The 23,345-nt window shown below is 63.7% G+C and carries 20 protein-coding genes, 1 tRNA gene and 1 pseudogene; 11 read left to right on the plus strand and 11 right to left on the minus strand.

Translation table 11 applies throughout. The features are described from left to right. Nucleotides 1–18 precede the first annotated feature (18 nt). Both VDQ28_RS18300 and VDQ28_RS18305 read left to right on the plus strand, forming a co-directional pair. Nucleotides 19–900: a TIGR01459 family HAD-type hydrolase gene (locus VDQ28_RS18300; RefSeq protein ID WP_323037293.1), complete on the plus strand. Its 882-nt coding sequence runs from the start codon at nucleotides 19–21 to the stop codon at nucleotides 898–900. 252 nt (nucleotides 901–1,152) lie between these two features. Then, nucleotides 1,153–1,287, plus strand: coding sequence for a hypothetical protein (locus VDQ28_RS18305; RefSeq protein WP_323037294.1), 135 nt, complete (start codon nucleotides 1,153–1,155; stop codon nucleotides 1,285–1,287). A 268-nt stretch (nucleotides 1,288–1,555) separates the two neighbouring features. Here the strand turns inward: VDQ28_RS18305 and VDQ28_RS18310 are convergent. Next, a tRNA-Leu gene (locus VDQ28_RS18310) sits at nucleotides 1,556–1,639 on the minus strand. 131 nt (nucleotides 1,640–1,770) lie between these two features. Here VDQ28_RS18310 and VDQ28_RS18315 point away from each other — a divergent pair. Beyond that, entirely contained in the window at nucleotides 1,771–2,289 is a 519-nt protein-coding gene (locus VDQ28_RS18315; protein WP_323037295.1) for a Hint domain-containing protein, read from the plus strand. Here VDQ28_RS18315 and VDQ28_RS18320 read toward each other — a convergent pair. After that, nucleotides 2,286–3,851, minus strand: a complete 1,566-nt coding sequence (locus VDQ28_RS18320; protein ID WP_323037296.1) for an NAD(P)H-hydrate dehydratase — start codon at nucleotides 3,849–3,851, stop codon at nucleotides 2,286–2,288. The two genes, VDQ28_RS18315 and VDQ28_RS18320, sit on opposite strands and share 4 nt — an antisense overlap. Nucleotides 3,852–4,042: 191 nt before the next feature. Between VDQ28_RS18320 and VDQ28_RS18325 the strand changes: the two genes are divergently transcribed. The 4 genes from VDQ28_RS18325 to VDQ28_RS18340 all read left to right on the plus strand — a co-directional run bounded on the left by VDQ28_RS18325 (nucleotide 4,043) and on the right by VDQ28_RS18340 (nucleotide 7,349). Beyond that, the gene (locus VDQ28_RS18325) at nucleotides 4,043–4,381 is read left to right on the plus strand and encodes a P-II family nitrogen regulator (protein WP_323037297.1); all 339 of its coding nucleotides are present in this window, start codon (nucleotides 4,043–4,045) and stop codon (nucleotides 4,379–4,381) included. A 38-nt stretch (nucleotides 4,382–4,419) separates the two neighbouring features. Beyond that, complete coding sequence (glnA, locus tag VDQ28_RS18330; RefSeq protein ID WP_323037298.1) at nucleotides 4,420–5,826, plus strand: type I glutamate--ammonia ligase; 1,407 nt, start codon at nucleotides 4,420–4,422, stop codon at nucleotides 5,824–5,826. 139 nt (nucleotides 5,827–5,965) lie between these two features. Next, nucleotides 5,966–6,376 (plus strand): hypothetical protein, encoded by a 411-nt coding sequence (locus tag VDQ28_RS18335; protein ID WP_323037299.1) that lies wholly within the window; start codon nucleotides 5,966–5,968, stop codon nucleotides 6,374–6,376. Nucleotides 6,377–6,500: 124 nt separating this feature from the next. Beyond that, nucleotides 6,501–7,349, plus strand: a complete 849-nt coding sequence (locus VDQ28_RS18340) for a hypothetical protein (protein ID WP_323037300.1) — start codon at nucleotides 6,501–6,503, stop codon at nucleotides 7,347–7,349. Between the two features lie 63 nt (nucleotides 7,350–7,412). Here the strand turns inward: VDQ28_RS18340 and VDQ28_RS18345 are convergent. Beyond that, nucleotides 7,413–11,140: pseudogene (locus tag VDQ28_RS18345) on the minus strand (efflux RND transporter permease subunit). A 4-nt stretch (nucleotides 11,141–11,144) separates the two neighbouring features. Further along, complete coding sequence (locus VDQ28_RS18350; protein WP_323037301.1) at nucleotides 11,145–12,281, minus strand: efflux RND transporter periplasmic adaptor subunit; 1,137 nt, start codon at nucleotides 12,279–12,281, stop codon at nucleotides 11,145–11,147. Nucleotides 12,282–12,677: 396 nt separating this feature from the next. Here VDQ28_RS18350 and VDQ28_RS18355 point away from each other — a divergent pair, with 396 nt between their 5' ends. The 4 genes from VDQ28_RS18355 to VDQ28_RS18370 all read left to right on the plus strand — a co-directional run bounded on the left by VDQ28_RS18355 (nucleotide 12,678) and on the right by VDQ28_RS18370 (nucleotide 16,626). Beyond that, complete coding sequence (locus VDQ28_RS18355; RefSeq protein ID WP_323037302.1) at nucleotides 12,678–13,337, plus strand: hypothetical protein; 660 nt, start codon at nucleotides 12,678–12,680, stop codon at nucleotides 13,335–13,337. Between the two features lie 38 nt (nucleotides 13,338–13,375). Next, on the plus strand, nucleotides 13,376–14,680 hold the full coding sequence (locus tag VDQ28_RS18360; RefSeq protein WP_323037303.1) for a PQQ-binding-like beta-propeller repeat protein: 1,305 nt from the start codon (nucleotides 13,376–13,378) through the stop codon (nucleotides 14,678–14,680). 84 nt (nucleotides 14,681–14,764) lie between these two features. Next, nucleotides 14,765–16,240, plus strand: a complete 1,476-nt coding sequence (der, locus tag VDQ28_RS18365; RefSeq protein WP_323037304.1) for a ribosome biogenesis GTPase Der — start codon at nucleotides 14,765–14,767, stop codon at nucleotides 16,238–16,240. Between the two features lie 131 nt (nucleotides 16,241–16,371). Then, entirely contained in the window at nucleotides 16,372–16,626 is a 255-nt protein-coding gene (locus VDQ28_RS18370) for a DUF6455 family protein (RefSeq protein WP_323037305.1), read from the plus strand. On the opposite strand, the gene lpxB is transcribed toward VDQ28_RS18370, so the two are convergent. The 7 genes from lpxB to VDQ28_RS18405 form a co-directional block, all read right to left on the minus strand. Further along, on the minus strand, nucleotides 16,623–17,828 hold the full coding sequence (gene lpxB / locus VDQ28_RS18375) for a lipid-A-disaccharide synthase (protein WP_323037306.1): 1,206 nt from the start codon (nucleotides 17,826–17,828) through the stop codon (nucleotides 16,623–16,625). The two genes, VDQ28_RS18370 and lpxB, sit on opposite strands and share 4 nt — an antisense overlap. After that, entirely contained in the window at nucleotides 17,825–18,637 is an 813-nt protein-coding gene (locus VDQ28_RS18380) for an LpxI family protein (RefSeq protein ID WP_323037307.1), read from the minus strand. Before VDQ28_RS18380 ends, lpxB begins: the two co-directional genes overlap by 4 nt. Then, nucleotides 18,634–19,431: an acyl-ACP--UDP-N-acetylglucosamine O-acyltransferase gene (gene lpxA / locus VDQ28_RS18385; protein WP_323037308.1), complete on the minus strand. Its 798-nt coding sequence runs from the start codon at nucleotides 19,429–19,431 to the stop codon at nucleotides 18,634–18,636. The genes VDQ28_RS18380 and lpxA overlap by 4 nt, the downstream gene beginning before the upstream one ends. A 3-nt stretch (nucleotides 19,432–19,434) precedes the next feature. After that, on the minus strand, nucleotides 19,435–19,920 hold the full coding sequence (gene fabZ / locus VDQ28_RS18390; protein WP_323037309.1) for a 3-hydroxyacyl-ACP dehydratase FabZ: 486 nt from the start codon (nucleotides 19,918–19,920) through the stop codon (nucleotides 19,435–19,437). 90 nt (nucleotides 19,921–20,010) lie between these two features. Then, a complete protein-coding gene (locus tag VDQ28_RS18395; protein ID WP_323037310.1) occupies nucleotides 20,011–20,607 on the minus strand; it encodes an OmpH family outer membrane protein in 597 nt (198 codons plus the stop codon). Further along, nucleotides 20,607–22,853, minus strand: a complete 2,247-nt coding sequence (gene bamA, locus VDQ28_RS18400; RefSeq protein WP_323037311.1) for an outer membrane protein assembly factor BamA — start codon at nucleotides 22,851–22,853, stop codon at nucleotides 20,607–20,609. Before bamA ends, VDQ28_RS18395 begins: the two co-directional genes overlap by 1 nt. A 287-nt stretch (nucleotides 22,854–23,140) precedes the next feature. After that, the gene (locus tag VDQ28_RS18405; RefSeq protein ID WP_323037312.1) at nucleotides 23,141–23,311 is read right to left on the minus strand and encodes a hypothetical protein; all 171 of its coding nucleotides are present in this window, start codon (nucleotides 23,309–23,311) and stop codon (nucleotides 23,141–23,143) included. Nucleotides 23,312–23,345 lie beyond the last annotated feature (34 nt).

The following is a 23,345-nucleotide window of genomic DNA, read 5'->3' on the forward strand; positions in this document are numbered from 1 at the left end:
CCTATCGGGAGAGAAACTGTGACCCAATTGATTTCCAGCCTCGACGAGATTTCAGCCCCGTATGATGTGCTTTACTGTGATCTGTGGGGCTGCCTGCACAACGGCAAAGCCTTGTTCCCCGAAGCGGTTTCGGCCTTGCAGGCCTTTCGGCGCAAAGGTGGAGCCGTGGTTTTGCTGACCAACGCGCCGCGCACGCACCACGCGGTGCGCAAACGGCTGGACGCCATGGGATTGCCGCTGGATGCCTATGACGTGATCGCCGCATCGGGGGATGCAACCCAGGAGGCGATGCTGACCGGTGCGGCGGGGCGCAAGCTGTGGCACCTTGGGCCGGGCAAGGACGACGATCTGTTCGAGATCATCCCCGAGTGGCTGCGCGATCAGCCACCGATCGAGCGTGTTGAACTGCAGGAGGCCGAGGGCATCATCTGCACCGGGCCATTCGATGAATTCAACGAGACGCCGGACGACTATCGGGCACGGTTCCTGCTGGCCAAGACCAAGGGGCTGACGATGCTCAACGCCAATCCGGATCTGGTCGTAGATTTTGGCGCGACGCAAATCTTCTGCGCCGGGGCCTTGGCCGAGCTCTACGCCGAGATGGGCGGCGAGGTCCTGTCCTTCGGCAAACCGCATCCGCCGATCTATGATTTTGCGCGGCGCCAATTGGCCGCCAAGGGCATCACCTGTGACACCAACTCGGTGCTGGCGATTGGCGACGGGGTGCGCACCGATATACGCGGGGCGCGCGGCGAGGGCATCGACGCGGTGTTCGTGACAGGTGGGCTTGAGGCGCATCGGTTTGGCGACGATCCGGCCACGCCGGACATGGGCCTGTTGACGGCATGGCTGGAGGCCGAAGATCTGCATCCGCGGTATTCCATGGGTCGTTTGCGCTGACGGCACGTTCAATGGCTTGGCCGACAGAAACCACGCTTATGCCAAAGTGCGCTTGGCGGTGGTCAACAAACCCATGCGCAGGCCGCGTGCCCTCGAGAACCCGCTGACCTTGTCGTCATGTCAAAGGCGCCGGGCCGGTTTTGGCTGGCCCACCGCCTGCGGCAAGATCGAGAGCAACAGGGGCGCCGTCGGCAAGACAGTGCCGCCAACAGAAAACCTCTTTGCCGTGGTCAAAGCCATGGTCTCTGAGGCGTGGTCGCAGCGCTTGGCGCAATCGTTCATTTTGGCGAGCACCAGATCAGGATCATCAAGCCACGCGCGGAAACCACGCTGGCCCGGCTGGAGGCGACGCGCAACCCAGCGGCCAGTCGCGCCGGTGTGCGCTAAATCATCGACGTGGCGCGCCAGAAAACCGTGTTGCGAGATCAGCCTGCCCGTCGCGATGCGTCAAACTCCGGCGCGGTGGCAGAAAAACCGGATCCAGCCCCGCAGCCCCTCGCAAACCGTTGGAAAATATGGGAAAGCGGTCAGATCCCGCGGTCGCGCATGGCCCGGAAACCGGCCTTTACAGGGCGCGGTGGCCACCATCGGACAGAGGGTGCCAGACCTGCCAATTTTGACCTGATATTCAATGCGTTAAGGGGTAATCAAGACGTGGTGCGGGTGAAGGGACTCGAACCCCCACGCCAAAGGCGCCAGAACCTAAATCTGGTGCGTCTACCAGTTCCGCCACACCCGCACGCACGCCTCATAGCAAGTGGAAAGCGCCGTGGCGAGAGCAAAATGTCGCGAAAAAATACGCGCGATGTCATATTTGGGCCATGATTGGTGCCAATATGGAAACAACGAGTTTTTTTCAGGGTGTCCACAATGTTGCAGCAGTTCCTCACCTCGCTTGATCCTGTCATCCCGCTGGTTGGCGCGCGCTCACGGCCCACCGGCCTTGTCGCGGGCACGTTGATCCGCACCTCGGCGGGTGAATTTCCCGTTGAGTATCTGCTGGCAGGGGATCTCATCGAGACCGCCGGGAATGGCATCGTCGAATTGCGCGGCACCTCCCTGATCGAAGCGCGCGAGGTCGATGTCGTGATGATCCCCGCCTCGGCGATGGGCGACCCGCTGGCCCGCCCGGCGCATGGTCTGGTGGTGCCGATCAACCAGCAAGTTCTGGTTCACGACTGGCGCGCGCAAGTTCTGTATGGGCAAGACGCGATGCTGACGCCGGCGTCGTCGCTGGTCGATGATGTGCAGGTGATCCGGCAGACCCGCGCCCGCCTGCGCCTGATCCGGCTGCATTTCGATGCGCCACAGGTGATCTGGGCGGACGGGCTGCAAGTTGCCAGCGCCAAGACATGCGCGCCGCAGATCCACCCCGGATTGCTGCATTAAAGCCCGCGAAGCACCTGCGGAATCTGATCCGGAAGGTCCTCGGCGATCAGGCCGGGGCCAAAGCGCCGCGCGGCCTCGACATGCAGCCAGGCACCCACGCTCGCGGCCTCGAACGACGGAACACCACGCGCCAGAAGCCCGGTGATCACCCCCGCCAGAACATCGCCCGCGCCCGCCGTGGCCAACCACGGCACCGCCCGGTCATAGGCCGCCGCGTGAACCGCGCACCGGCCCGATGGCGCGGCAATGACGGTATCGGCACCCTTCAAGAGCACCGTGCAACCGGCCCGTTTCGCGGCCGCGCGCACCGCCTCCACTTTGGAAAACGGCCCGTCTGACACGGGGACTTGCGCCAAATCCGGAAACAATCGGCGGAACTCGCCCCCATGCGGGGTCAGCACGCAGCGGTCGTGCAGCAACGACCAGAGCGCGCCGGGGTCCTCGGCAAACACCGTCAAGGCGTCGGCATCGAGCACCACGGCGCGGCGCACGCACGCCTGTGAACCCGTTGCGCTCAACGCCGCCGCGACCAAACCACGCGCGCGGGTCAGCCCCAGCCCCGGCCCCAGGCAGAGCGTCGCAATCCGCGCGTCGCGCAAGGTCTCGATCAGCGCCTCGGGCCCGTCGAGCCGGTGCAACATCACCGCATCCAGCCGCGCGGCATTCTCCTGCAACGCCGCGGCCGGAACACCCAGCGTCACCAACCCCGCACCGACCCGCAAAGCCGCCCGCGCCGCCAGTCGCGCCGCGCCGCCCCTGGCCACGCCCCCCGACAGGATCAGCGCGTGGCCGTGGTCGTATTTGTGGCCGCTCGCCTTGCGCAACCAGCGCGAGACATCGTCGCCGACCAGGTCCACAATCGCCGGGTCACCGAGGTCTTTGGCGGGTCGGTCCGGCAGCCCGATATCGACCACACACACCGCGCCGCAGAGTGCCGGCCCCTCGGCCAGATAATGACCCAGTTTGGCGCGGTGAAAGCTCACCGTCAGATCGGCGCGCAAACCGCAGCCCCGATCCTGACCGGTATCCGCACAAAGCCCCGACGGAATATCCACCGCCACCACCTTCGGGGGCGCGGGGTGGTGGCGTAACCACTGGCTTGCGTCGTGCAACGCTTGGCGCAGGTCGCCGGGCAGATCGCGCGTCAGGCCGGTGCCGAACAGCGCGTCGATGATCAGATCCGGCGACTTGTCCTGTAATGCGCCGATGATACCGCTCGACGGGTCCTTGAGTGCCGAAACCGTGCCCAATTCGGACCACCGCGCAAAGTTCGTGCTCGCGTCCGGCGGCAGGCGCGCGCCATCGCCATAAAGGAGGACCGAGACCCGCCAGCCGCGGTCGCACAACAGCCGCGCAATGACAAACCCGTCGCCGCCGTTGTTGCCCGGACCACACAAGACCACCGCGAAACCGGGGCTGGAAAGCTGTGGCCATGCCGCGCCTAGCGCGGCAACGACCCCGGCCCCGGCGCGCTCCATCAGCGTCGCACCAAGCACGGCCCCCGACTCGATGGCCGCCGTCTCAACCGCGCGCATTTGGGCCGATGTCAGTATTTCGGTCATTTCACAGCTCTCTGCCTTCAATTTTCGCACGTTTTGCAGGCGTTTTGCCCAAAAATTAGGCACAAACACAGTTTTCTGGCGGAGAAACCCGGAACCCCCCGCCATCGCCGAGGCTAATTGATTGTCGCTGCGGTGTGAACGTGATCTTTGGGCAGCAATCCGGAAACAAGCCCAGCGGCGGAGGTCAGCGCATGAAGAAAATCGAAGCCATCATCAAGCCGTTCAAGCTCGACGAGGTCAAGGAAGCCCTTCAGGACATTGGAATCCAGGGACTTTCGGTCATCGAGGTCAAGGGGTTCGGTCGCCAGAAAGGCCATACGGAATTGTATCGCGGTGCGGAATATGTTGTCGACTTTCTGCCCAAGGTCAAAATCGAGGTGGTCTTGAACGACGACATGGTTGATCCCGCGATCGAAGCCATCATCGCCGCCGCGCGCACCGACAAGATCGGCGACGGCAAGATTTTTGTCTCACCGGTCGAACAGGTTATCCGCATTCGAACAGGGGAAACCGGCGAAGACGCCGTTTGATCCACCACGCCACGACATCAGAAATTCAGGGGACATCCATGAGCGTTGAATCGGTTCTCAACACCATCCAGGAAGAAGGCGTCGAGTACGTCGACATCCGTTTTACCGACCCAAAAGGCAAATTGCAGCACGTCACGATGGCTGTCGATCTGGTCGACGAGGATTTCCTCGAAGAAGGCCTGATGTTTGACGGCTCGTCGATTGCCGGCTGGAAATCCATTGACCAGTCCGACATGAAACTCATGCCCGATCTGGACAGCGCCTATCTCGACCCGTTCTATGCCGAAAAGACCCTCTGTCTGCATTGCAACGTCGTCGAGCCGGACACCGGCGAGGCCTATTCGCGCGACCCGCGCAGCACCGCGCTCAAGGCCGAGGCCTATCTCAAGGCATCGGGCATCGGCGACACGTCGTATTTCGGCCCCGAGGCGGAATTCTTCATGTTCGACGACGTGCGCTATTCGGTCACGCCGCAAAAGGTCAGCTATTCGATCGACGCGGAATCCGCGGCCTGGAACACCGACACCCACTTCGACGGCGGCAATCAGGCGCATCGCGCCGGGTTCAAGGGGGCCTATTTCCCGGTCAACCCGATTGACGACGGGCAGGACATCCGTTCGGAAATGCTGTCGACGATGAAGGCGATCGGCATGCGGATCGACAAGCACCACCACGAGGTGGCGACCTGTCAGCACGAGTTGGGTCTGGTGTTCGGTGGTCTGACCGAGCAAGCCGACAACATCCAGAAATACAAATACATCATCCACAACGTGGCCCACGCCTATGGCAAGACCGTGACCTTCATGCCCAAGCCGATGGCGGGCGACAACGGGTCGGGGATGCATGTGAACATGTCGATCTGGAAAGACGGCAAGCCGTTGTTTGCGGGCGATAAATATGCGGACCTCAGCCAGGAGGCGCTGTATTTCATCGGCGGCATCCTGAAGCATGCGAAGGGCTTGAACGCCATCACCAACCCCTCGACCAACAGCTACAAGCGGCTGATCCCCGGGTTCGAGGCCCCCGTGCTGCGCGCCTATTCGGCCCGCAACCGCTCGGGCGCGGTGCGCATCCCATGGACCAAATCACCCAAAGCCAAGCGCGTCGAGGCCCGCTTCCCCGACCCCGCCGCAAACCCCTATCTGGCCTTTGCCGCGCTGTTGATGGCCGGGCTTGACGGGATCAAGAACAAGATCGATCCGGGCCCCGCGTCGGACAAGGACCTGTATGATCTGCCGCCCGAGGAACTGGCCGCGATCCCGACCGTCTGCGGCTCGCTGCGTGAAGCCCTTGAAGAGCTTGAGAAAGATCACGAATTCCTGTTGGCGGGTGACGTGTTCACCAAGGATCAGTTGGACGGCTACATCGCGCTGAAATGGGAAGAGGTTTACGCCTACGAGCACACGCCGCACCCGATCGAATACAAGATGTATTACAGCTGCTGATCCGGCCCGCGTTTGACGTGATCACAACTTGATTGGGGCGCCTTCCACGGCGCCCCTTTTGCGCTATACCAAGGGAAGATGTGCAGGCCGCACGCGGCTTCAGGCCCCGGTGATCTGGGCGAGATGACAGGACCAACGCATGAGCAAATATCACCCTCTCGATGTGCGCCATCCCTCGAACCGTGACCGCGACCGCAACAGCTATTTGCTGGCACCGGCTGACCACTCGACCTATGCGCTGCGCGCGGTCGAGAAACCCGCACAAGCGCCGTCGCGGCGCGGCGCTGATTATCGCAAAAACATCCCCGCGGACCCGGTCGTCGAAACGCCGATAACCGTCCCGGTCGCGCGCGCGGCCCCGCACAACGCGGTGGGCGATCCCTGGGGCAGCCCCAACAGCCCGGTCCTGCCCACCACTGGCGCGCGCCGCAATTGGCTCCCGCGTCTGCTGATCTTCGGTGCCATCGCCTTCGTGATCTTGAAGAACTTCGATCTGATGGATGATGTCAGCCGATTTGTGACCGACCTTCTCTATGAACTGGGGCTCTGAGGGCGCGGTGCGGCAACTGACCCAAACTCGACTAAAACCTTAGGCACAATCCACAAGCCTTGCGTCCGTTCTGGCGTTATCCTTGTCCCGTCGCGCGTCATTGAGTGCAGGCAGGAAGGTCACTATGCGCAGAATACAAGGCGTTGTCGGGGCAACCTTGCTCTATGGGTCCAACGACCCAACACCGGATCTTTTGCCGGTGATGCAATTCCTTGTCGATGATTTGCGGGCCGAAGGGCAGAAAATCGCCAGTTTGCGGCTTGGATCACGTTCGCTGCGTCTGCGCACCGCCGGTTTTGACATTGCGCTGACCCAGGCCTCGGGCCCCATGCCATCAGAGGCCACGACCTGCGTGCGCAGGCTATCGTCAGACACACCGGACGTGGCGCGTGCGCGCATGGTCAGGAACCTGCGCGAGCACCGTCATGCGATGGGTTTCATCCTGCGCCAACGTCGTGCCACAGCCGATGGCGCGCCACCCTTGGCGCAGACCCTGTCCGACCTGGGCCGCCGCTGCCTGTTGCCGGTGTTCGAGGCGGCGCAACCCTGTCTGGTGATCTGGCAGCCGGGTGGGCTGCTGTTCTCAACGGCGGAATTTCTATCCCTGAAGGATGACGCGTTGCTGTCCCTCCCCGAGCGCGAAAATCTGACCGTGATCCAGGCCGGACCACGACGTCAAACACCGCGCCCGATCACCTTGGTCCGCCCGGCGCGCCCCGCCACCGAAACCCGCGCCGAGCGTGCAACCGGTCAAAGCGCCGGGCGCCTGTTTGGCACACCGCAACCGGATCGGCCCCGCGTCTTGCCGCGGCTCGACGTGCATGAGACGCGCCTCAGCGCGGCGTTTCGCCAGACCGCCAGCCGCCCCTCGGAAAGCGTGACGCCTCTGGGACCGCGCATCCGACGGGTTGTCGCCGCAGCGCTTTGGGGCCTGTTACTGCCGCAACTTCTGAGCGGTTGGCTGCCAATCTGACCCGGTGCGCCCATCGCCGAAAACCCGGCGTTTCCACCGCCCCCACCGCCCGTCGCCCGAAACTTATTCAGCGGCGTGCAGAGGGTGCTTTCCCTGTTTTGGACGCGCCTCGGTCGTCGTCTCGGCGGTCTCGGAAACCGGTGCCGCCGGGTCCGCGAGGGGATCCCAGATGATTTCGGCATGGCGGACTTTGCTGGTGCGACGCAAGAGCAAGCGGTCATCGCGCGCCGGCCCCTTTGCCAGCGCCCGTACCCGCGGCGCGATGCCGTGAAAGAAGGCCTCGGTCCAGATCCGGGCCGCCAGCAGCGCCGGTGTCAGGATCAGCGTGAGGATCGTCGAAATCCCCAGGCCGAACACCACCGCCGTCGCCAGGGGTTTCCACCACATCGACGTCGGGCTGTCGATCGTATACCCGCCATTCACAAAGTCGATCGAGATGCCCAGCATCATCGGCGCCAGGCCCGCCATCGTGGTGATGGTGGTCAGCAGAACCGGGCGGATGCGCTGCTCGGCGGTGCGGATGATCGCCTCGAGTCGAGGCATGTAGCGGATGAATTCCTGATAGGTGTCGATCAACACGATGTTGTTGTTCACCACGATCCCGGCCAAGGCCACGACCCCGGTGCCTGTCATGATCACCGAAAACGGCTGCGCCATGATCAACATGCCGATCAGAACCCCGGCGGTCGACAGAACCACCGCGACCAGCACCAGAACCGAGTTGTAAAAGCTGTTGAATTGCGCCAGCAGGATGATGAACATCAGGCCCATCGCCGCCGCAAAGGCCCCGGCAAGGAAATTCTGCGACTCCTGTTGATCCTGCTGTTCGCCGGTCCACTCCCACGAGACCCCGGCGGGCAACGGCGCATCGGTTTCCAGCCATGTGGTCAGCGCCGCGATGCGTTCCGAGGCGGTGACCGGCACCAGATGCAGACCGTCCTCGATCAGCGCCTGACGGGCCTGCGCGGCGGCAGTGGCCGCCTCCGACCCGGCCGCATGGGCGCGGGGGTCGACCTCGGATCGGGGCACCAGACGGACCGGCGCGTTGTCGGCATCCAGCACGCTTACCATCTCAGGGGCGACACCCGCCTTGACATCGAAAAAGCGCTGCTCACCGTAACGGTCGATGATGCCACGCAGGGCGACGGGTTCGCGGCTGACAAAATTCGACAACGGCACCAGGCCCCGGGCGGTTTGCACGCGCAGCGTGTCCAGGGTCGCCAGCAAGCGATCCTCCTCGGGCAGGCGCACGCGGATTTCGATTTCCTCATCAGAGGTCTCAACGCGCATGGTATCCAGCATCAAGCCGCGGGTGATCAACTGGACCATGCCGCCAACCGTGACCACATCGGCCCCGAAACGCCCCGCCGCCGCGGTATCGACCCGGATTTCCCAATCAATACCCGGCAGTGGTCGCGAATCCTCGAGGTCCACCATCCCGCCGACCTCTTGCATCCGGGCACGGACCAGATCGACCGCCTCGCCCAGCTCGGCGAAATCATCCCCTGTCAGACGCAAATGGATTGGCTTGGAGCCCGCCGGACCGCCCGACATGATCATGTATTCAGTAATGATCCCCGGCAGTTGCTGAAATTGAGCCTCCATCCGATCCAGAACGACCTGGCCGCGCAAATTCGGATCATCGCCGCGATCATCCCAATTGACCAATTCGAACTGGATTTGGCCGATGGCATCCCGTGGGGCCTGCCCGCCGCCGGTGTTCGAGTTCAACCCGCCGGACCCGCCAAACGCAAAGCTTGCGGCCACACCCGGTTCATCCAGCACGATCTGTTCTACCTGCTGCAACAGAGCGTCTTTTTCCGCCAAGGACAGGTTGCCACGCGCGCGCACATACACGATGCCCTGCTCTGGTTCGGTGGCGACGAAGAAATCGACGCCGTAGTTATTCTCGCCAAAATAGATGAAGACCTGGTAAACCGAAATCACGATTGCCGCGATGGAGACAAACGGCATCACCGGATTGGCGACGATCAGCCGGGTGAAATGCCCAAACAGCGTGCGCCGCTCGCCCGCCTTGATCGCTTTTGGTTTGGCACGCGGCTTGAGTGCGTTCAGCGTGATCGACATGCCCATTGCGCCCAGGAACATGAGCACCGCCCCCGGCACCAGACGCAGCGGTGAGCCCACCGGCACGGCCTCGGCCAGCGATGGGTCCTGGGCAAAAATCAGACCCGGATTCAGCATGATCAACCCGCCCCCCGCCAGCATCGCCAGCGCCAACAGCATGAAGGGCACCCGCAGCAGCCACGGCAGACGGCGCAGCAGACCTGCGATCTGGTTCAGCCGGCGGGCAATACGCCCGGTCACACCGCCCATGACGGGCAGAAAGATCAGCGCGACAATCAGCGACGAGGCCAGCACGAAAATCAGCGTCACCGGCAACATGCCCATGAACTCGCCCGCCACGCCCGGCCAGAACAGCATCGGCAAGAAGGCGCAGAGCGTCGTCGCGGTCGAGGCCACCACCGGCCAGAACATGCGCTTTGCCGCCGAGACATAGGCCTTCATCGGCCCCTCGCCCTCGTCGATGCGTTTGTCGGCGTATTCTGCGACGACCACCGCACCATCGACCAGCATCCCCACCGCCAGGATCAATCCGAACATGACGATATTCGAGATCGTCACCCCCATGATCCCCAACAGGATGAAGCTGAGCAGGAAGGACGACGGAATCGAGAACCCGACAAGCAGCGCCGAGCGTGTGCCAAGACTGGCGAGCACCACGATCATCACCAGCGCAATCGCCGTCAGCACCGATCCTTCGAGCTGGCTGATCATTGAGCTGACCTGATACGAGCGATCCAGCGCCGGGGTCACGGTGATCGAGTCGCGCAGCTCTTGCGGCCAGCCGGCCACCGTCGCGTCAATCGCGGCACGCACCTGGTCAACCGTGCCGATCAGGTTGAACCCCTTGCGCTTGACCACTTGCAGGGCCAGCGTCGTATGCCCCTCGAACCGAGCGGTGCCGACGCGGTCCTGAAAGGTCATGTGGATCGTCGCCAGATCGCCCAGCGTCACCACGGAATCGCCATTCACCTTGATCGGCAGCGCGTAGATGTCTTGCGGACCCTCGAAACTGCCGGGCAGCGACAAGGAGAACCGCCCGCTCTCGGTTTCGATATCTCCGGCTGCGACCAGTTGGTTGTTGTTGGTCACCGCCTGCAACAATTCCCCGGCGAGACGTTATAGGCCTCCAGCCGCAGCGGGTCGATGATCACCTCGACCATTTCGTCGCGCGTCCCCGCGACATCCGCCGAGAGCACGGCGTCAATGCCTTCGATCGCGGTTTCCAGATCACGCGCAGCGCGCAGCAGGGTGCGTTCCGGCACGTCGCCCGACACCGCGATGATCACGATCGGGAATTCGGAAAAGTTGAATTCGTTGATCGAATAACTATCCGCCCCTTCGGGGAAATTGTTGGCGGCGCGTCCCATGCGGTCGCGCACATCGGCGATGACGGCGGTCTTGTCCCAATCGAATTCAAATTGTAGCACGACGCTGGCGTAGCCTTGCCGCGCGGTGCCGGTCATGTCGGTCAAGCCATCGAGCCCGGCCAGTTCCTGTTCCATCGGGCGCACCAGCAGGGTTTCGGCATCGGTGGCCGAGATCCCGCCGAACGGCACCGAGATGAACAGCGCGGGCACTTCGATATCCGGCTCACCCTCTTTGGGCAGGCTGGTATAGGCCAGCACCCCGGCGGCGAGGGTCAGGAAAATGAACGCCAGAACCATGCGCGCGCGATGGGCAGCCCAGTCGATTATGCCCAGCATACGATCAATCCTCGCCCCGGCGCGTGACACGCACTTCGATTCCGTCGGTCACATATTCCTGACCAACCACGATGACATCCGCCTGAGCGGGCAAGCCCGAAACCCAGAACCCCTGCGGCGCGTCGCGCAACACCGTGACCGGCGCAAAGAAGGTGCGGTTCTCGTCATCGACCAACCGCAAGCCCAGAGCGCCGTCATTGTTGATGGTCAGCGCCGAGCCGGGCACCAGATGCCCGCGCGTCGCGGTGGCGGCGATCAGCATGTCGGCACTCATCCCGTCGCGAATCGTCAAATCCGGGTTCGGCACGGTGATTTCAACGCGGAAGGTGCGCGTGGCCGGGTCCGAGGACCGCGACAGGAAGGTCACCTGCCCGATGACCTCCTCGCCATTCGACAACCGCGCGCCCGCCATCGCCCCGACTGCCAGCCGGTCGATCTGGGTTTCCGCGGCAAAGCCGACCACCAGAATCGGGTCCAGCTGGATGATCGTGGCGCACAGCCCGCCGGTCGCCAGCAATGAGCCGACTTCGGCTGTGTTGACCTCGAGCACGCCGTCGAAGGGCGCGCGGATCGTCAGCCGTTCCATCTCGGCTAGCGCGGCGGCAACGCCTGCTTGCGCGGCCTCGACACCGGCGCGCGCCGCCTCGAACGCGGCTTCGGCGCTGGAGACACGGTTTTGGGCGCTATAGCCCCCTTCGGACAACCGCGTGGTGGTGGTCAAATTGATCTCGGCTTCGCTGAGTCGCGCCTGGGCTTCAATCACCCGCGCCTCGGCCTCGGTCAGGCGCGCGGCGCGGGTGCCGGCGTCGATTTCGCACATGACCGTGCCCTGCGTGATCACACTGCCGCGCAGCAAGGGCTCCGACACGACGGTGCCCGAGGTTTCCGCGCGCACCTCGACCGAGCGCGACGAAGCCGTGCGGCCGCGCAAGACAATCGCGCTTTCCAGATCGCGTTCTTCGAGACGTGCAACCACCACGGCAAACAAACCCGGCGCGGCCCCCTCGGGTGCCGTCTCGACCGCTTGCGCCTGTGCCGGATCAACGCCCGCCCACGCCAGCAGCATCTGCCGCTCCATGACCAGCAAATACAAGACCACAAGCACCAGCGTCGCGGTCATCAGCGGCACAATACGCATCATTCAACCTTCCGTTCAGACCCATTGGAATCCTGGTCTGGATCCCGGCCGTTTTGCAGGGCGACACCCCGCCGCTGACCAAACTCGCACAAGGAGGTCAACGCCGCCTTACCGCGGATTCACACACCCCAAGACTCTATACGCAGCACACGCGGATTGGATTACTCCTGCGGAACCGCGCTGGCAACATCCACGCCCGACCTGCCGCTGCGTAAATGTGAGTTTGTATCACAATTTAACGATCAGCCGGGCGAATTGCACCGAAAAGCGGCAAACCCCCGCCCCAGCGCGGGGTGTAGGCTTGGCAAGCGCCGATCCTTCGCGTTATGAGAGGCGAGAAACCCTGCGACCAGTCGCGGACAATTGGTCCGCGCCCAGAACACCGGACGGAGACCAGACGTGAGCAACCCCGAAAGTTTCATCGACGAGGTGAACGAGGAACTCAAGCGCGACCGGTTGTTCGCCTTGATGCGCAAATACGCGTGGATCGCGGTGCTTGCCGTGCTGGTTCTCGTCGGCGGGGCGGCGTGGAACGAATGGAGCAAAGCCCAGACCCAGGCGCAAGCGCAAGAGTTTGGCGATGCGATCATTTCGGCTCTCGAGCACGAAGACCCTGACGCGCAGCAAACCGCACTGGCTGCAATCCCGGCCGAGGGCGACCGTCAGGGCATCCTGAACCTGTTGCTGGCAGCCACCGAATTGGCCGCCGAGGATCGCCCCGCGGCCCTGGCCGCCTTGGCAAGCGTTGAAAACAATGCCGCCCTGCCGAGCAGCTACCGCCAGATTGCCGCCCTCAAGCGCGTCATCATCGCCGGGGCCGATATCCCGGTGGCAGAGCGCGAACAGATTCTGAGCGGCCTGGCCGCAGCCGGACAGGCGTTTCGTCCGCTGGCGCTAGAGCAACTGGCGCTGCTGGCGATGGAAACCGGTGACACGGCGTCCGCGCTCGCGCAGGCGCAGGCACTCTTGCAAGAACCCGACGTGACGGCGGCCCTGCGCCGCCGCATTGCGCAATTGATTGTCGTCCTGGGCGGCGAGCAACCCAGCGATTTGGGCTGACCACTGCCCGTTCGGGCGGCAACCTTGGGGGAATACCCATGCGAGTCTTGAGAACTCTAGCCTTGATCAGCGTATTTGGCCTTGCGGCGGCCTGCTCGCGCGAGGAAATCCTCGAGGGCGAGCGGGTGGATCTCCGCGCGCCATGGGGCGGCGGTGAAACCGTCGAGAACCGGGCGATGCCGATCAGTCTGCCCGGCCAATCGACCAATGCCAACTGGACACAACGTCAGGGAACGTCCAGCGAGCGTCCCACGCACCCGTCGCTTTCCGCAACCCCGCAATTGGTCTGGTCCACGTCGATTGGCGCGGGCGACAGCCGCCGCGCCCGCCTGACCACCGACCCGGTCGTCGCGGGAAACCGGATTTTCACCCTGGATGCAAACACCCGCGTGCAAGCGACCTCAACCGCCGGTGCGGCGCTGTGGTCGGTTGACCTGCGCCCGGCGCGTGGCGCGCGCGGTTCGGCCTCTGGCGGGGCGCTGGCGGTCTCGGGCAACCGGCTGTTTGTCGCCTCGGCCTATGCCTTTGTTGCGGCGCTGGACATCGAAACCGGCGCTGAACTGTGGCGCGTGGATTTCGACAGCCCGCTGACCGGGTCGCCGGCGGTGCACGGCGACATGGTTTACGTCAGCGCCATCGACTCGACGCTGACCGCGCTCGATGCCGCGACCGGTCGCATTCAATGGACCCTGCCCGGCACCGCGACCCTGTCCACCGTGGCGCGCGGCTCTGCACCCGCCATTGCCGGTGATCTGGTGATCTTCCCGACCCAGGCCGGCGAATTGACCGCCGTCCGCCGCGCCAATGGCGCACGGACCTGGACCAGCGCCGCCGTGGGCCGCCGCACGGGGTCTGCCCTGGCGACCATCTCGGCCATCACCGGCGATCCGGTGGCTGACGGCAACCGCATCTATGCTGCCAACCAATCAGGCCGCACCTTTGCCATGGACGCTGCCACGGGTGCCACGATCTGGAGCATCGAAGAAGGCGCGTATGGTCCGGTCTGGCCGGTCGGCGGCTCGGTGTTCTTCATCAGCGACCAGAACCGCCTGATGCGCGTGGATGCCCGCGACGGCTCGACGATCTGGGCGCAAGACCTGCCGCTTTACACCACCGAACGGGTGCGCCGCCGTCTGGGGATTTTCCCGCAGCACGGCCCGATCCTGGCGGGTGGGCGGCTGTGGGTGGCGTCCGGCAATGGTGAGTTGCGCGGCTTTGATCCGACCTCGGGGCAGCAGACCATCAGCCTGGCAATCCCCGGCGGTGCCGCCTCGGGCCCGATTGTTGCCGGTGGCACGCTTTACGTCCTGGGCCGCAATGGCACGCTGAACGCCTATCGCTGATCCGGTCGTCGGCAGACGCCCGCTTTACAATGACACCGCGTGCGCCTATGTCAGCGCCTTCAATGCGCATACCCGGAGGCCGCCATGAGCTTCACCCTCGCCCTTGTGGGTCGCCCCAACGTGGGGAAATCCACACTCTTCAACCGTCTGGTCGGCAAACGGCTGGCGCTGGTCGATGATCAGCCCGGCGTCACGCGCGACCTGCGCGAAGGCGAGGCCAAGCTGGGCGACCTGCGCTTTACGGTCTATGACACCGCCGGTCTGGAAAACGTCACCGATGACAGCTTGCAAGGCCGGATGCGCCGCCTGACCGAGCGTGCCGTCGAGATGGTCGATGTCTGCCTGTTCATCATCGACGCGCGTGTGGGCATCACCCCCGCCGACGAAATCTTTGCCGACATCCTGCGCCGCCGCGCAAAACATGTGATCCTCGCCGCCAACAAGGCCGAGGGCAACGCCGGGCAAGGCGGATTTCTCGAGGCTTATTCGCTGGGCCTTGGCGAACCGATCCGCCTCTCGGCTGAACATGGCGAGGGCATGGATGAACTCTATCACGTCATGCGCCCGCTTGCCGCCACCTTTGACGAGCGCGCTCAGACCGAGGCCCCCGAAACCGACGTCGCCATCGACGAGGATTCCGAGGCCGACAACACCGAGGGCGGCGAGGAAATCCCCGAGTGGGTTCCGACCCTCAAGCGCCCGCTGCAAGTGGCGGTGATTGGCCTGCCGAACGCCGGAAAATCCACGCTGATCAACCAGATCATCGGCGAGGAGCGCCTGTTGACCGGGCCCGAGGCCGGGATCACCCGCGACTCGATCTCGTTGCCCTTCACCTGGAACGGCACGCCGATGCGGCTGTTCGACACCGCCGGAATGCGGCGCAAGGCGCGGATCACCGACAAGCTGGAAAAGCTGTCGGTGGCGGACGGGCTGCGTGCGGTGAAATTCGCCGAAGTGGTCGTGGTTCTGCTCGACGCGGCCATTCCGTTCGAGACCCAGGACCTGCGCATCGCCGATCTCGCCGAGCGCGAGGGCCGCGCGGTGGTGATTGCCGTCAACAAATGGGACATCGAGGACGACAAGCAGGACAAGCTGAAGGCGTTGCTGGAAACATTCGAGCGCACCTTGCCGCAGCTGCGCGGCGCGCCGCTGATCACCATTTCCGCCAAGACCGGGCGCGGCATGGACCGTCTGCACGACGCCATCCTCCGCGCGCATACCATCTGGAACCGCCGCGTCGCGACCTCGCGGTTGAACAACTGGCTCTCGGTGATGACCGAGGCGCACCCGCCCCCCGCGCCGGGTGGCCGCCGCGTCAAACTGCGCTACATGACGCAAGCCAAGACCCGGCCGCCGGGATTCGTGATCAAATGCTCGCATCCCGATGAGCTGCCCAAGAGCTATGAGCGCTATCTGGTCAACGGGTTGCGCGCGAGTTTCGACATGCCGGGCACACCGATTCGGATTTATTTGCGCGGACAGGGTGATGAAAACCCCTATAAGAACCGCACGAAAACCCAGCCCTCACGGTTGAAAAAGCACAAGAAGCCCGATCATTAGGCCAGCAGTGTCGATCTGGCGTTTCGTGCCCACGGTCGTTGCATGTGCAATAGTTTGATCCAGATCAATGTTTGATGCCTCTTTCTGCCGCATGATGAATGTCAAATCCATCATTGCAGGAGCATCGGACCATGGGACTTTTTGACAAACTCGATCGCCACGGCGATTTGATGCATCGCATGGCCGCAACCGTGAATTCGGATGTTGCCGAGGCTATTCAGCGCGGTCGCATCAGCGGCAGCGACATTCGCAACGCCGTGTTTGCCTGTGTCGGGTGCGAAGGTGGCGCGCAATGCCCGGATTGGCTCGACGCCCATCCCGACGGTGCCGAGGACACGCCCGACTATTGCCGCAACCGCGACATGCTCAATCGCATCAAAGCTTAATCGCGGTCCGACAGATCATTCCCGTTGGGTGCCGCCCCGAGTGCCGAGAGCACGGCACGGGCGGCGCGCAAACCGGGAGACTCGCCGCCGCGACCCAAGCGGGTCATGGTGGTTGTCATGGCGTCCAGCTGCACCTGTCGTTTGCTGTCCTCGACCAGCAGGGCCATCAACGCCGGGGCAATGGCCTCGGGCGTGCAGTTTTTTCCAATGAATTCCGGCACATGGCGCGTCTCTGAGACCAGATTGACCAAGGTCACCGTGTCCACTTTGAGCATCCGGGAAATGATGGCTTGCGACAGCGCACTCAGGCGATACGCGATGACCATGGGCGTGCCTGCGGCTGCCAGTTCCAGTGACACCGTCCCCGAGGCGGCCAGTGCCACATCTGCCGCCCGGAATACCGCGCGTTTCTGGCGGCCATAGACCTGCGCAGAAGTTTGCCGTGGGTCGAGGATGATCGGCCGTTGCGGCCAATCGCGCGTCAACCCCGTCACCAGATCGGTCACGTTGGCGGTCGTCGGGATCACCATGCGCGCGGTCGGCTGCGCGGCGACAAGGGGCGCGAGCGCCCTCGCAAAGATCGGCAACAGCCGCGTCACCTCGCCCCGGCGCGAGCCGGGCAGGACCAGAATCAGCGGCCCTTCGCCCTGCCCCAACAGGTCTTTGCGACAGGACGCGGCCTCCTCGGCGCTGGCCTGCGGTTGGGCCACAATCGGATGCCCGACAAAATCGCACCCCATTCCGGCGGCGGTCATCAGCGGTGGCTCGAACGGCAGCAGCGCCAAGACGTGATCGACCACGCGCGCCATTTTCACCGCACGCCCCGGCCGCCACGCCCAGACCGAGGGCGCGACGTAATGCACGGTTTTCAACGCCGGGTTCGCCGCCTTGGCCAGGGCCAACACCCGCAGGCAGAAATCCGGGCTGTCGATGGTCACCACCACATCCGGCGCTTCACGCGCGATTGCAGCAGCGGTCTCGCGGATACGGCGTTTGAGGTGGAAATATTTGGGCAGGATCTCGGCGAGCCCCATGATCGACAACTCATCCATCGGGAACAGGCTGGTCAGGCCGCGATCCTGCATCAGCGCGCCCCCGACCCCGGCAAAGCGGATCCGGGGTTGCAGGCTGCGCAATCCGTCCATCAGCGCCGCGCCCAAGGCATCGCCCGAGGCTTCGCCAGCGATCAGGAACGCCTTCATGGCACCGCCCAGAGCGCCATGTCGGCCGCATCCGCCGCCGCCACCACCGCCGCACGATCCAGCACCAGCACATGCCCGGCTTGCAGACAGATCGCGCTCAGGCCTGCCGCTTTTGCCGCCGGAATCGTCGCCGGGCCGATGGTTGGCAGATCGGCGCGCAGATCCTGCCCGGCCTTGCTGCGTTTCACGAACACGCCGCCGGTTTGCGGCGTGCGGGTCGGGCGGTGGCGCGCGACATCGGCCAGCATCGCATCTGTGCCAAACACCGCCTCGATGGCCAGACACAGCCCGGACGCCACCACACAGCCCTGCCCGACGTCAACCGCGGCCATTGCCGCCAATATCGCCTGACCGCGCTCGGCATCGGCGGCCTCCTGGACGCTTGGCGCGCGGGCCGTCAGCACCCCGCCCGAGACCAGCAGCGACGGCGCGAGATCCGACAGGCCGACGACCTCGAGATCGAAGGACTCGATCACGCCGATCACCCAGCGCAGGGCCGCATCGTCCCCCCCGGCCAGCGCGGCGACCATCCCCGGCACCAGCCCGGCGGTCTCGCGGTCAAACAGCGCGGGGTCCATGATCGGGCGGTGGATCGCGCCGGCCAGAACGACCTGACGGATGCCGCTGTCGCCAAGATGGCGCAAGAACGGCACCAGACGCTCGAACCGGAACCGGGTGTCGACCGCCAAACCCTCGGGCATGACCCCCTCGGGCGCACAGACCATCGGCCCCGACCCCTGGCCCGACAGCGCGCGCACCAAGGCCCTTGGCAGGTCACCCGCCCCGGCAATGAGCGCTATGCGGCTCATTTTGGCGTCAGGAACGAGCGCCCGGATTCCGCGAGAATGAAATCGGTGATCTCGCGCACATGCGTGCTCTCGGTTTCGTCGGCCAAGCGCCGCGCCCGGTCCATGAACGTGCCCTCACCCTGCGCCAGCATCTGATAGGCCGCGCGCAAGGCGGTGATCTCTGCACGCTCCACACCGCGCCGCTTCAGCCCGATCAGGTTCAACCCCTCAAGATCGCCGCGCGGGGCCTGCACCAAGCCGTGCGGCATCACATCATTGGTGACCATCGTCACCGCGCCGATAATCGCGCCATGACCGATCCGCACCCATTGATGAATGCCCGACAGCCCGCCGATGATCACGTCATCACCAATCACGCAATGCCCGGCGACCGCCGCCTGATTGGCCAGAATGACCCGGTTGCCGACCTGCGCATCATGGCCGACATGCGCGCCGGTCATGAACAGGCAATCGTCGCCGACCCGCGTGATGCCGCCGCCACCCTCGGTGCCGGTGTTCAGCGTGGCACCCTCGCGGATGCGGCAGCGCTTGCCGACCACCAACCGCGTGCGCTCGCCACGAAATTTCAGATCCTGCGGGACCTCGCCCACGCAAGCAAAGGGAAACACCACGGTGTCATCGCCGATCTCGGTCCAGCCCGTGATCACGGCGTGCGATTTCAGCTCGACGCCCGCCCCCAACGTGACCTCGGGCCCAATGATCGAAAACGGCCCGATCTTGCAGGCGGGACCAAGGGTCGCGCCCTCGTCGATGACCGCCGAAGGGTGGATCTGCGCGCTGGGATGGATCGCCATGCCTCAGGCCTTTGCGCCAAGGTCAATCATCGCCATGAATTCGGCCTCGGCGGCCATTTCGCCATTGACCGTGGCGCGGCCATCGAACTTCCAGATCTTGGACGAGCCGCGCAAGACCTTGACCTCGAGCTCCAGCACATCACCCGGCACGACCTTGCGGCGGAACTTGGCTTTGTCGATCGACATGAAATAGACCAGCGGGTTCTTGTCGACCAGATCGAGGGACAGGCCCACCAAAACCGCCGACGTCTGCGCCAGCGCTTCGATGATGGTGACCCCCGGCATGATCGGCGCGCCGGGAAAGTGACCTTGGAAATGCGGCTCGTTGAAGGTGACGTTCTTGATCCCGACCGCAGATTTGTGCACGGCGATGTCGCGCACCTTGTCGACCAGCAAAAACGGATACCGATGAGGAATGATGCGCATGATCAGAGACAGATCGGCGCTTGTCGTCTCGGACCAGTCGCGGGGTTGTGCAGTATCGGACATTGTGGTCTCCGCTTTCGTGTCAGGGTCGGGCATGGCACCCCGTTGGAACAAGCAGTAACAAGTCCATCCGGCAGCGACAAGTCGCCGCGCTCAGGGTTGTTGCGTCGGGGTGTCGGGGGCGGGATCCGGGTCTGGTGCCGACGCCCGATAGGCTGCATCCAGGCGTGCAATCGCCTGATCGGTGATATCAAGGTTTTCCGACCACAGAACCATGATCTCGGGCCGCATCAGGCCAACGATGCCCTCTTCGGTCATCATTTGGTCCAGAACCGGCAACGCGGCGTCAAAAAAGGCTTGCACCGAGGCCTCGGCCTGACGCGCCAGATCGGCGCTGCGTTGGCTGCGCTCGGCGCGGATTTCGGTGACCCGGGCGTCAAAAGCCTCCGCCCTCAGGCGGAACTCCTCGGGTGGCAGGGTTTGGCGCAGGTCGGTCAACTCGCGCTCCTCGGCAATCAACTGATCGGCCAAAACCTCGTTTTCGGCGCTCAACTGGCGCTCTGCTTCGGCGTTTCGCGCCAGGATCTCTTGTCCCAACATCGTGCCTTGCAGCAGACGGTCCGCATCCAGAATACGAAAGGGCAGTTGCGGCACCGATTGCTGGGTCTGCGCGACGGCTGGCAAGGATGCAACAACGGGGACGCAAACCAGCGCCCCCGTTATCAGGATCGACCTTAGAGCCTGACGCATCAGAACCTGCTGGCCATCGTCAGATCAAAGCGGCGGACCCGGTCATAGCTTTCGACTTGCAACGGCGTCGCAAAGTTGAACCGCAGCGGGCCAAAGGGCGAACCCCAGTACACAGCCAAGCCAGCGGTTGCCCGAACGCTGCCCGAGTCGCCGACCACGTCCGCCGTTGCCGCGTCTACGTCCCAGAGCGAGCCAACATCGAGGAACAACCCCCCGTGGATATTGTACTCAGCCGGAAGCCCCAGCGGGAACTCCGCTTCAAAGCGGGCAACATAGTAGAAGTTGCCGCCAAGGCCGTTTCGCGCCCCATTGGCGCCATAGCCAACCGGACCCATGCCATAAGGCTCAAAGCCACGCATCTGCTCGCTCGACAGGTTGAAGCGCTCGGTAATGAGGCTTGGATCCGACGAGTGGAAGGCCGCACCGGCCTCGAATTCGGCGCGCAATGTCACGTCGCCATTCAACACACGCTGCTGATAGCCCGCCATGAGGGTGCTGCGGGCCCAGCGGCGATCGCCACCAAGACCGGCGATGTCGGTGCCAAAGCGGAACACATAGCCGCGATCCGGGTCAGGGCCGTTTCGACGCGTGTCGAACGTATAGGTTGCCCCAATCGACGACGTCAGGTAGGTGCCGTGATCCATCAGCAACCGTGGCGATACCGAGAGAAGCGGCGTTGGCGCCTGAGTCACGTCAATCGCCGTGCGCGAAATCGAGTTGCGGACGCTCAACCGGCCATACTCACTGACCGGGAATGTCAGGGACGGACTGAACTGCAGCGACGAGGTTGCGAAACGCGTGCCGTCACCGGTGCTTCCGCTCGCAGAAGGCGTGGTTCGGCTCAAACCCACATCCAGCCCCAGCGCCAGATCCCGACCGAGCAACGCCGGCTCGACAAAGCTGAACGACAAGCTGCGCGCGTCGGATACCGTCGAAAGCTCGACCGACAGACGCTGGCCGCGCCCCATGAAGTTGGACTCGCTATAGTTGATGTTTCCACCCACCCCGCCAGTGCCATAGCTCAGACCAAAGCCCAATGATCCGGTCGTGGTTTCCTCGACCTGGACATCGACCACGGCCTGCTCTGGGCTCGACCCGCCAACCGGGTTGACCTGAACATCCGAGAAATAGCCGGTCGCCCGAATCCGGGCCGCAGCCTCGCGAAGTTCGCGCGGGTTGAGAGGGTCACCCTCAGCCACCCGGAACTGACGGCGGATCACCTGGTCCTGGGTCGTGGCGTTGCCTTGAATGTCGATGCGCTCGATAAAGACCCGATCACCACGGACAAGCGCAAACACCACGTCAATCATGCCGGTGCGTTCATTGCGCGTCAGACGCGGCTCTGCGCGGACAAACCGCTGGCCCGATTCGTAGCCAACGCGTTCAACTTGTTGGATGAGCGATTCCAGGATCGTCGGCGTGAACAGATCGCCGGTCCGATCCGTCATCGAGGCTTGATAGGCTGCCGGATCAATCCCCGAAATCTCGGAGACCACCGTGACCGCACCCAGACGGTATTGCTGCCCCTCGCGAATCGTGAAGGTCACATAGGCGCCGTCCCGCTCGCGCGACAACTCGGTCACGCCGGACAGGACTTGAACGTCCAGAAAGCCGCGCGACAGATAGAAATCCTGCAACGCCTGACGGTCACGAGCGACACGCTGCTCGTTGAAGTTATCCGACTGGAACAAGACGCTCAGACGCCCGGCCTGCGTTGACTCGAGTGCGTCGCGCAAACGACGCTCGGAAAAGCTGCGGTTGCCGACAAACGAGATCCGCTCGACCTGAACGACGGCACCTTCGGCGATCTGATAGACCACGTCGACACGGCCACCGGTACGCTCGATCAACTGCGGCGTCACGCTGGCCGACAGACGGCCACGTTGGGCGTAGAGCTCGGCAATGGTATTGGCATCGGCTTCAACCTGCGCCGGTGAATAGACCCCACCGGCACGCGACTGAAGCACTTCGCGGATGTCGTCATCATTGATTCGGCGGTTCCCCTCGATGCTCAACCGATTGATCAGCGGGTATTCCTGCACGCTGATCACCAGTCGGTTGCCGCTGGGTGCGAAATCGACCGTGCGGAAAAAGCCCGTCCCCGCGACTCGCTGATAGGCTGCGTTCAACTCACCGGCTGATATGCTGCGATTGCGAGCGATTCTTGCGAATCCCGCGATCGTGTCATCATCAATCAGCTGGTTTCCCTCAACGACGATGGTTGCAAAGCGATAGGTCTGCGCCATCGCTCCACTCGAAAAACCAACGGAAATCGCTGATATGAAAAGGAAAGTCGCTGCATATCCTTTCGCCGAGCGCGCTGCCCGCGAAAGATAATGTGCAGGACGGTTCGCGACATCTACGCGCATCCCCAAGCCCCATGTGTTACCGCACTTATTTTCATTCTGAGTATCGGTGCCAGCCCGGAATGTCAAAAGATTGCGTGCCTTGCGTGGCACATTAGGCAACATGTGGTGTTTCGATGCATCGCGTTTTGGGATTCAGGCGGGAATCCGCCGTGCCATTGCCGAAATCAAAGTCCGAAACCCGGATCATGGAGTGGCGCCGAATCCACGGGCAGCAATCCGACGAATTCACTGGCGATCACCAAACCTGTCAGAATTGCCAGCGTGAACCACAGCTTGTCCGACGACAAAAAATAAATCGTGCGCAATCCGTGCACTGATGGAAAGATGTGTTGCATGACGCCGCTCCGCCTTCTTGGGTGCTAACCCGTA

The organism is Pararhodobacter sp. (assembly GCF_034676545.1).
Lineage (GTDB): Bacteria > Pseudomonadota > Alphaproteobacteria > Rhodobacterales > Rhodobacteraceae > Pararhodobacter.

Coding starts and splice junctions, on each gene's coding strand:
- VDQ28_RS18315 (WP_323037295.1), top strand. CDS start 1,771: ATGTTGCAGCAGTTCCTCACCTCGCTTGATCCTGTCATCCCGCTGGTT.
- VDQ28_RS18320 (WP_323037296.1), bottom strand. CDS start 3,851: ATGACCGAAATACTGACATCGGCCCAAATGCGCGCGGTTGAGACGGCG.
- VDQ28_RS18325 (WP_323037297.1), top strand. CDS start 4,043: ATGAAGAAAATCGAAGCCATCATCAAGCCGTTCAAGCTCGACGAGGTC.
- glnA (WP_323037298.1), top strand. CDS start 4,420: ATGAGCGTTGAATCGGTTCTCAACACCATCCAGGAAGAAGGCGTCGAG.
- VDQ28_RS18335 (WP_323037299.1), top strand. CDS start 5,966: ATGAGCAAATATCACCCTCTCGATGTGCGCCATCCCTCGAACCGTGAC.
- VDQ28_RS18340 (WP_323037300.1), top strand. CDS start 6,501: ATGCGCAGAATACAAGGCGTTGTCGGGGCAACCTTGCTCTATGGGTCC.
- VDQ28_RS18350 (WP_323037301.1), bottom strand. CDS start 12,281: ATGATGCGTATTGTGCCGCTGATGACCGCGACGCTGGTGCTTGTGGTC.
- VDQ28_RS18360 (WP_323037303.1), top strand. CDS start 13,376: ATGCGAGTCTTGAGAACTCTAGCCTTGATCAGCGTATTTGGCCTTGCG.
- der (WP_323037304.1), top strand. CDS start 14,765: ATGAGCTTCACCCTCGCCCTTGTGGGTCGCCCCAACGTGGGGAAATCC.
- VDQ28_RS18370 (WP_323037305.1), top strand. CDS start 16,372: ATGGGACTTTTTGACAAACTCGATCGCCACGGCGATTTGATGCATCGC.
- lpxB (WP_323037306.1), bottom strand. CDS start 17,828: ATGAAGGCGTTCCTGATCGCTGGCGAAGCCTCGGGCGATGCCTTGGGC.
- VDQ28_RS18380 (WP_323037307.1), bottom strand. CDS start 18,637: ATGAGCCGCATAGCGCTCATTGCCGGGGCGGGTGACCTGCCAAGGGCC.
- lpxA (WP_323037308.1), bottom strand. CDS start 19,431: ATGGCGATCCATCCCAGCGCGCAGATCCACCCTTCGGCGGTCATCGAC.
- fabZ (WP_323037309.1), bottom strand. CDS start 19,920: ATGTCCGATACTGCACAACCCCGCGACTGGTCCGAGACGACAAGCGCC.
- VDQ28_RS18395 (WP_323037310.1), bottom strand. CDS start 20,607: ATGCGTCAGGCTCTAAGGTCGATCCTGATAACGGGGGCGCTGGTTTGC.
- bamA (WP_323037311.1), bottom strand. CDS start 22,853: ATGGCGCAGACCTATCGCTTTGCAACCATCGTCGTTGAGGGAAACCAG.
- VDQ28_RS18405 (WP_323037312.1), bottom strand. CDS start 23,311: ATGCAACACATCTTTCCATCAGTGCACGGATTGCGCACGATTTATTTT.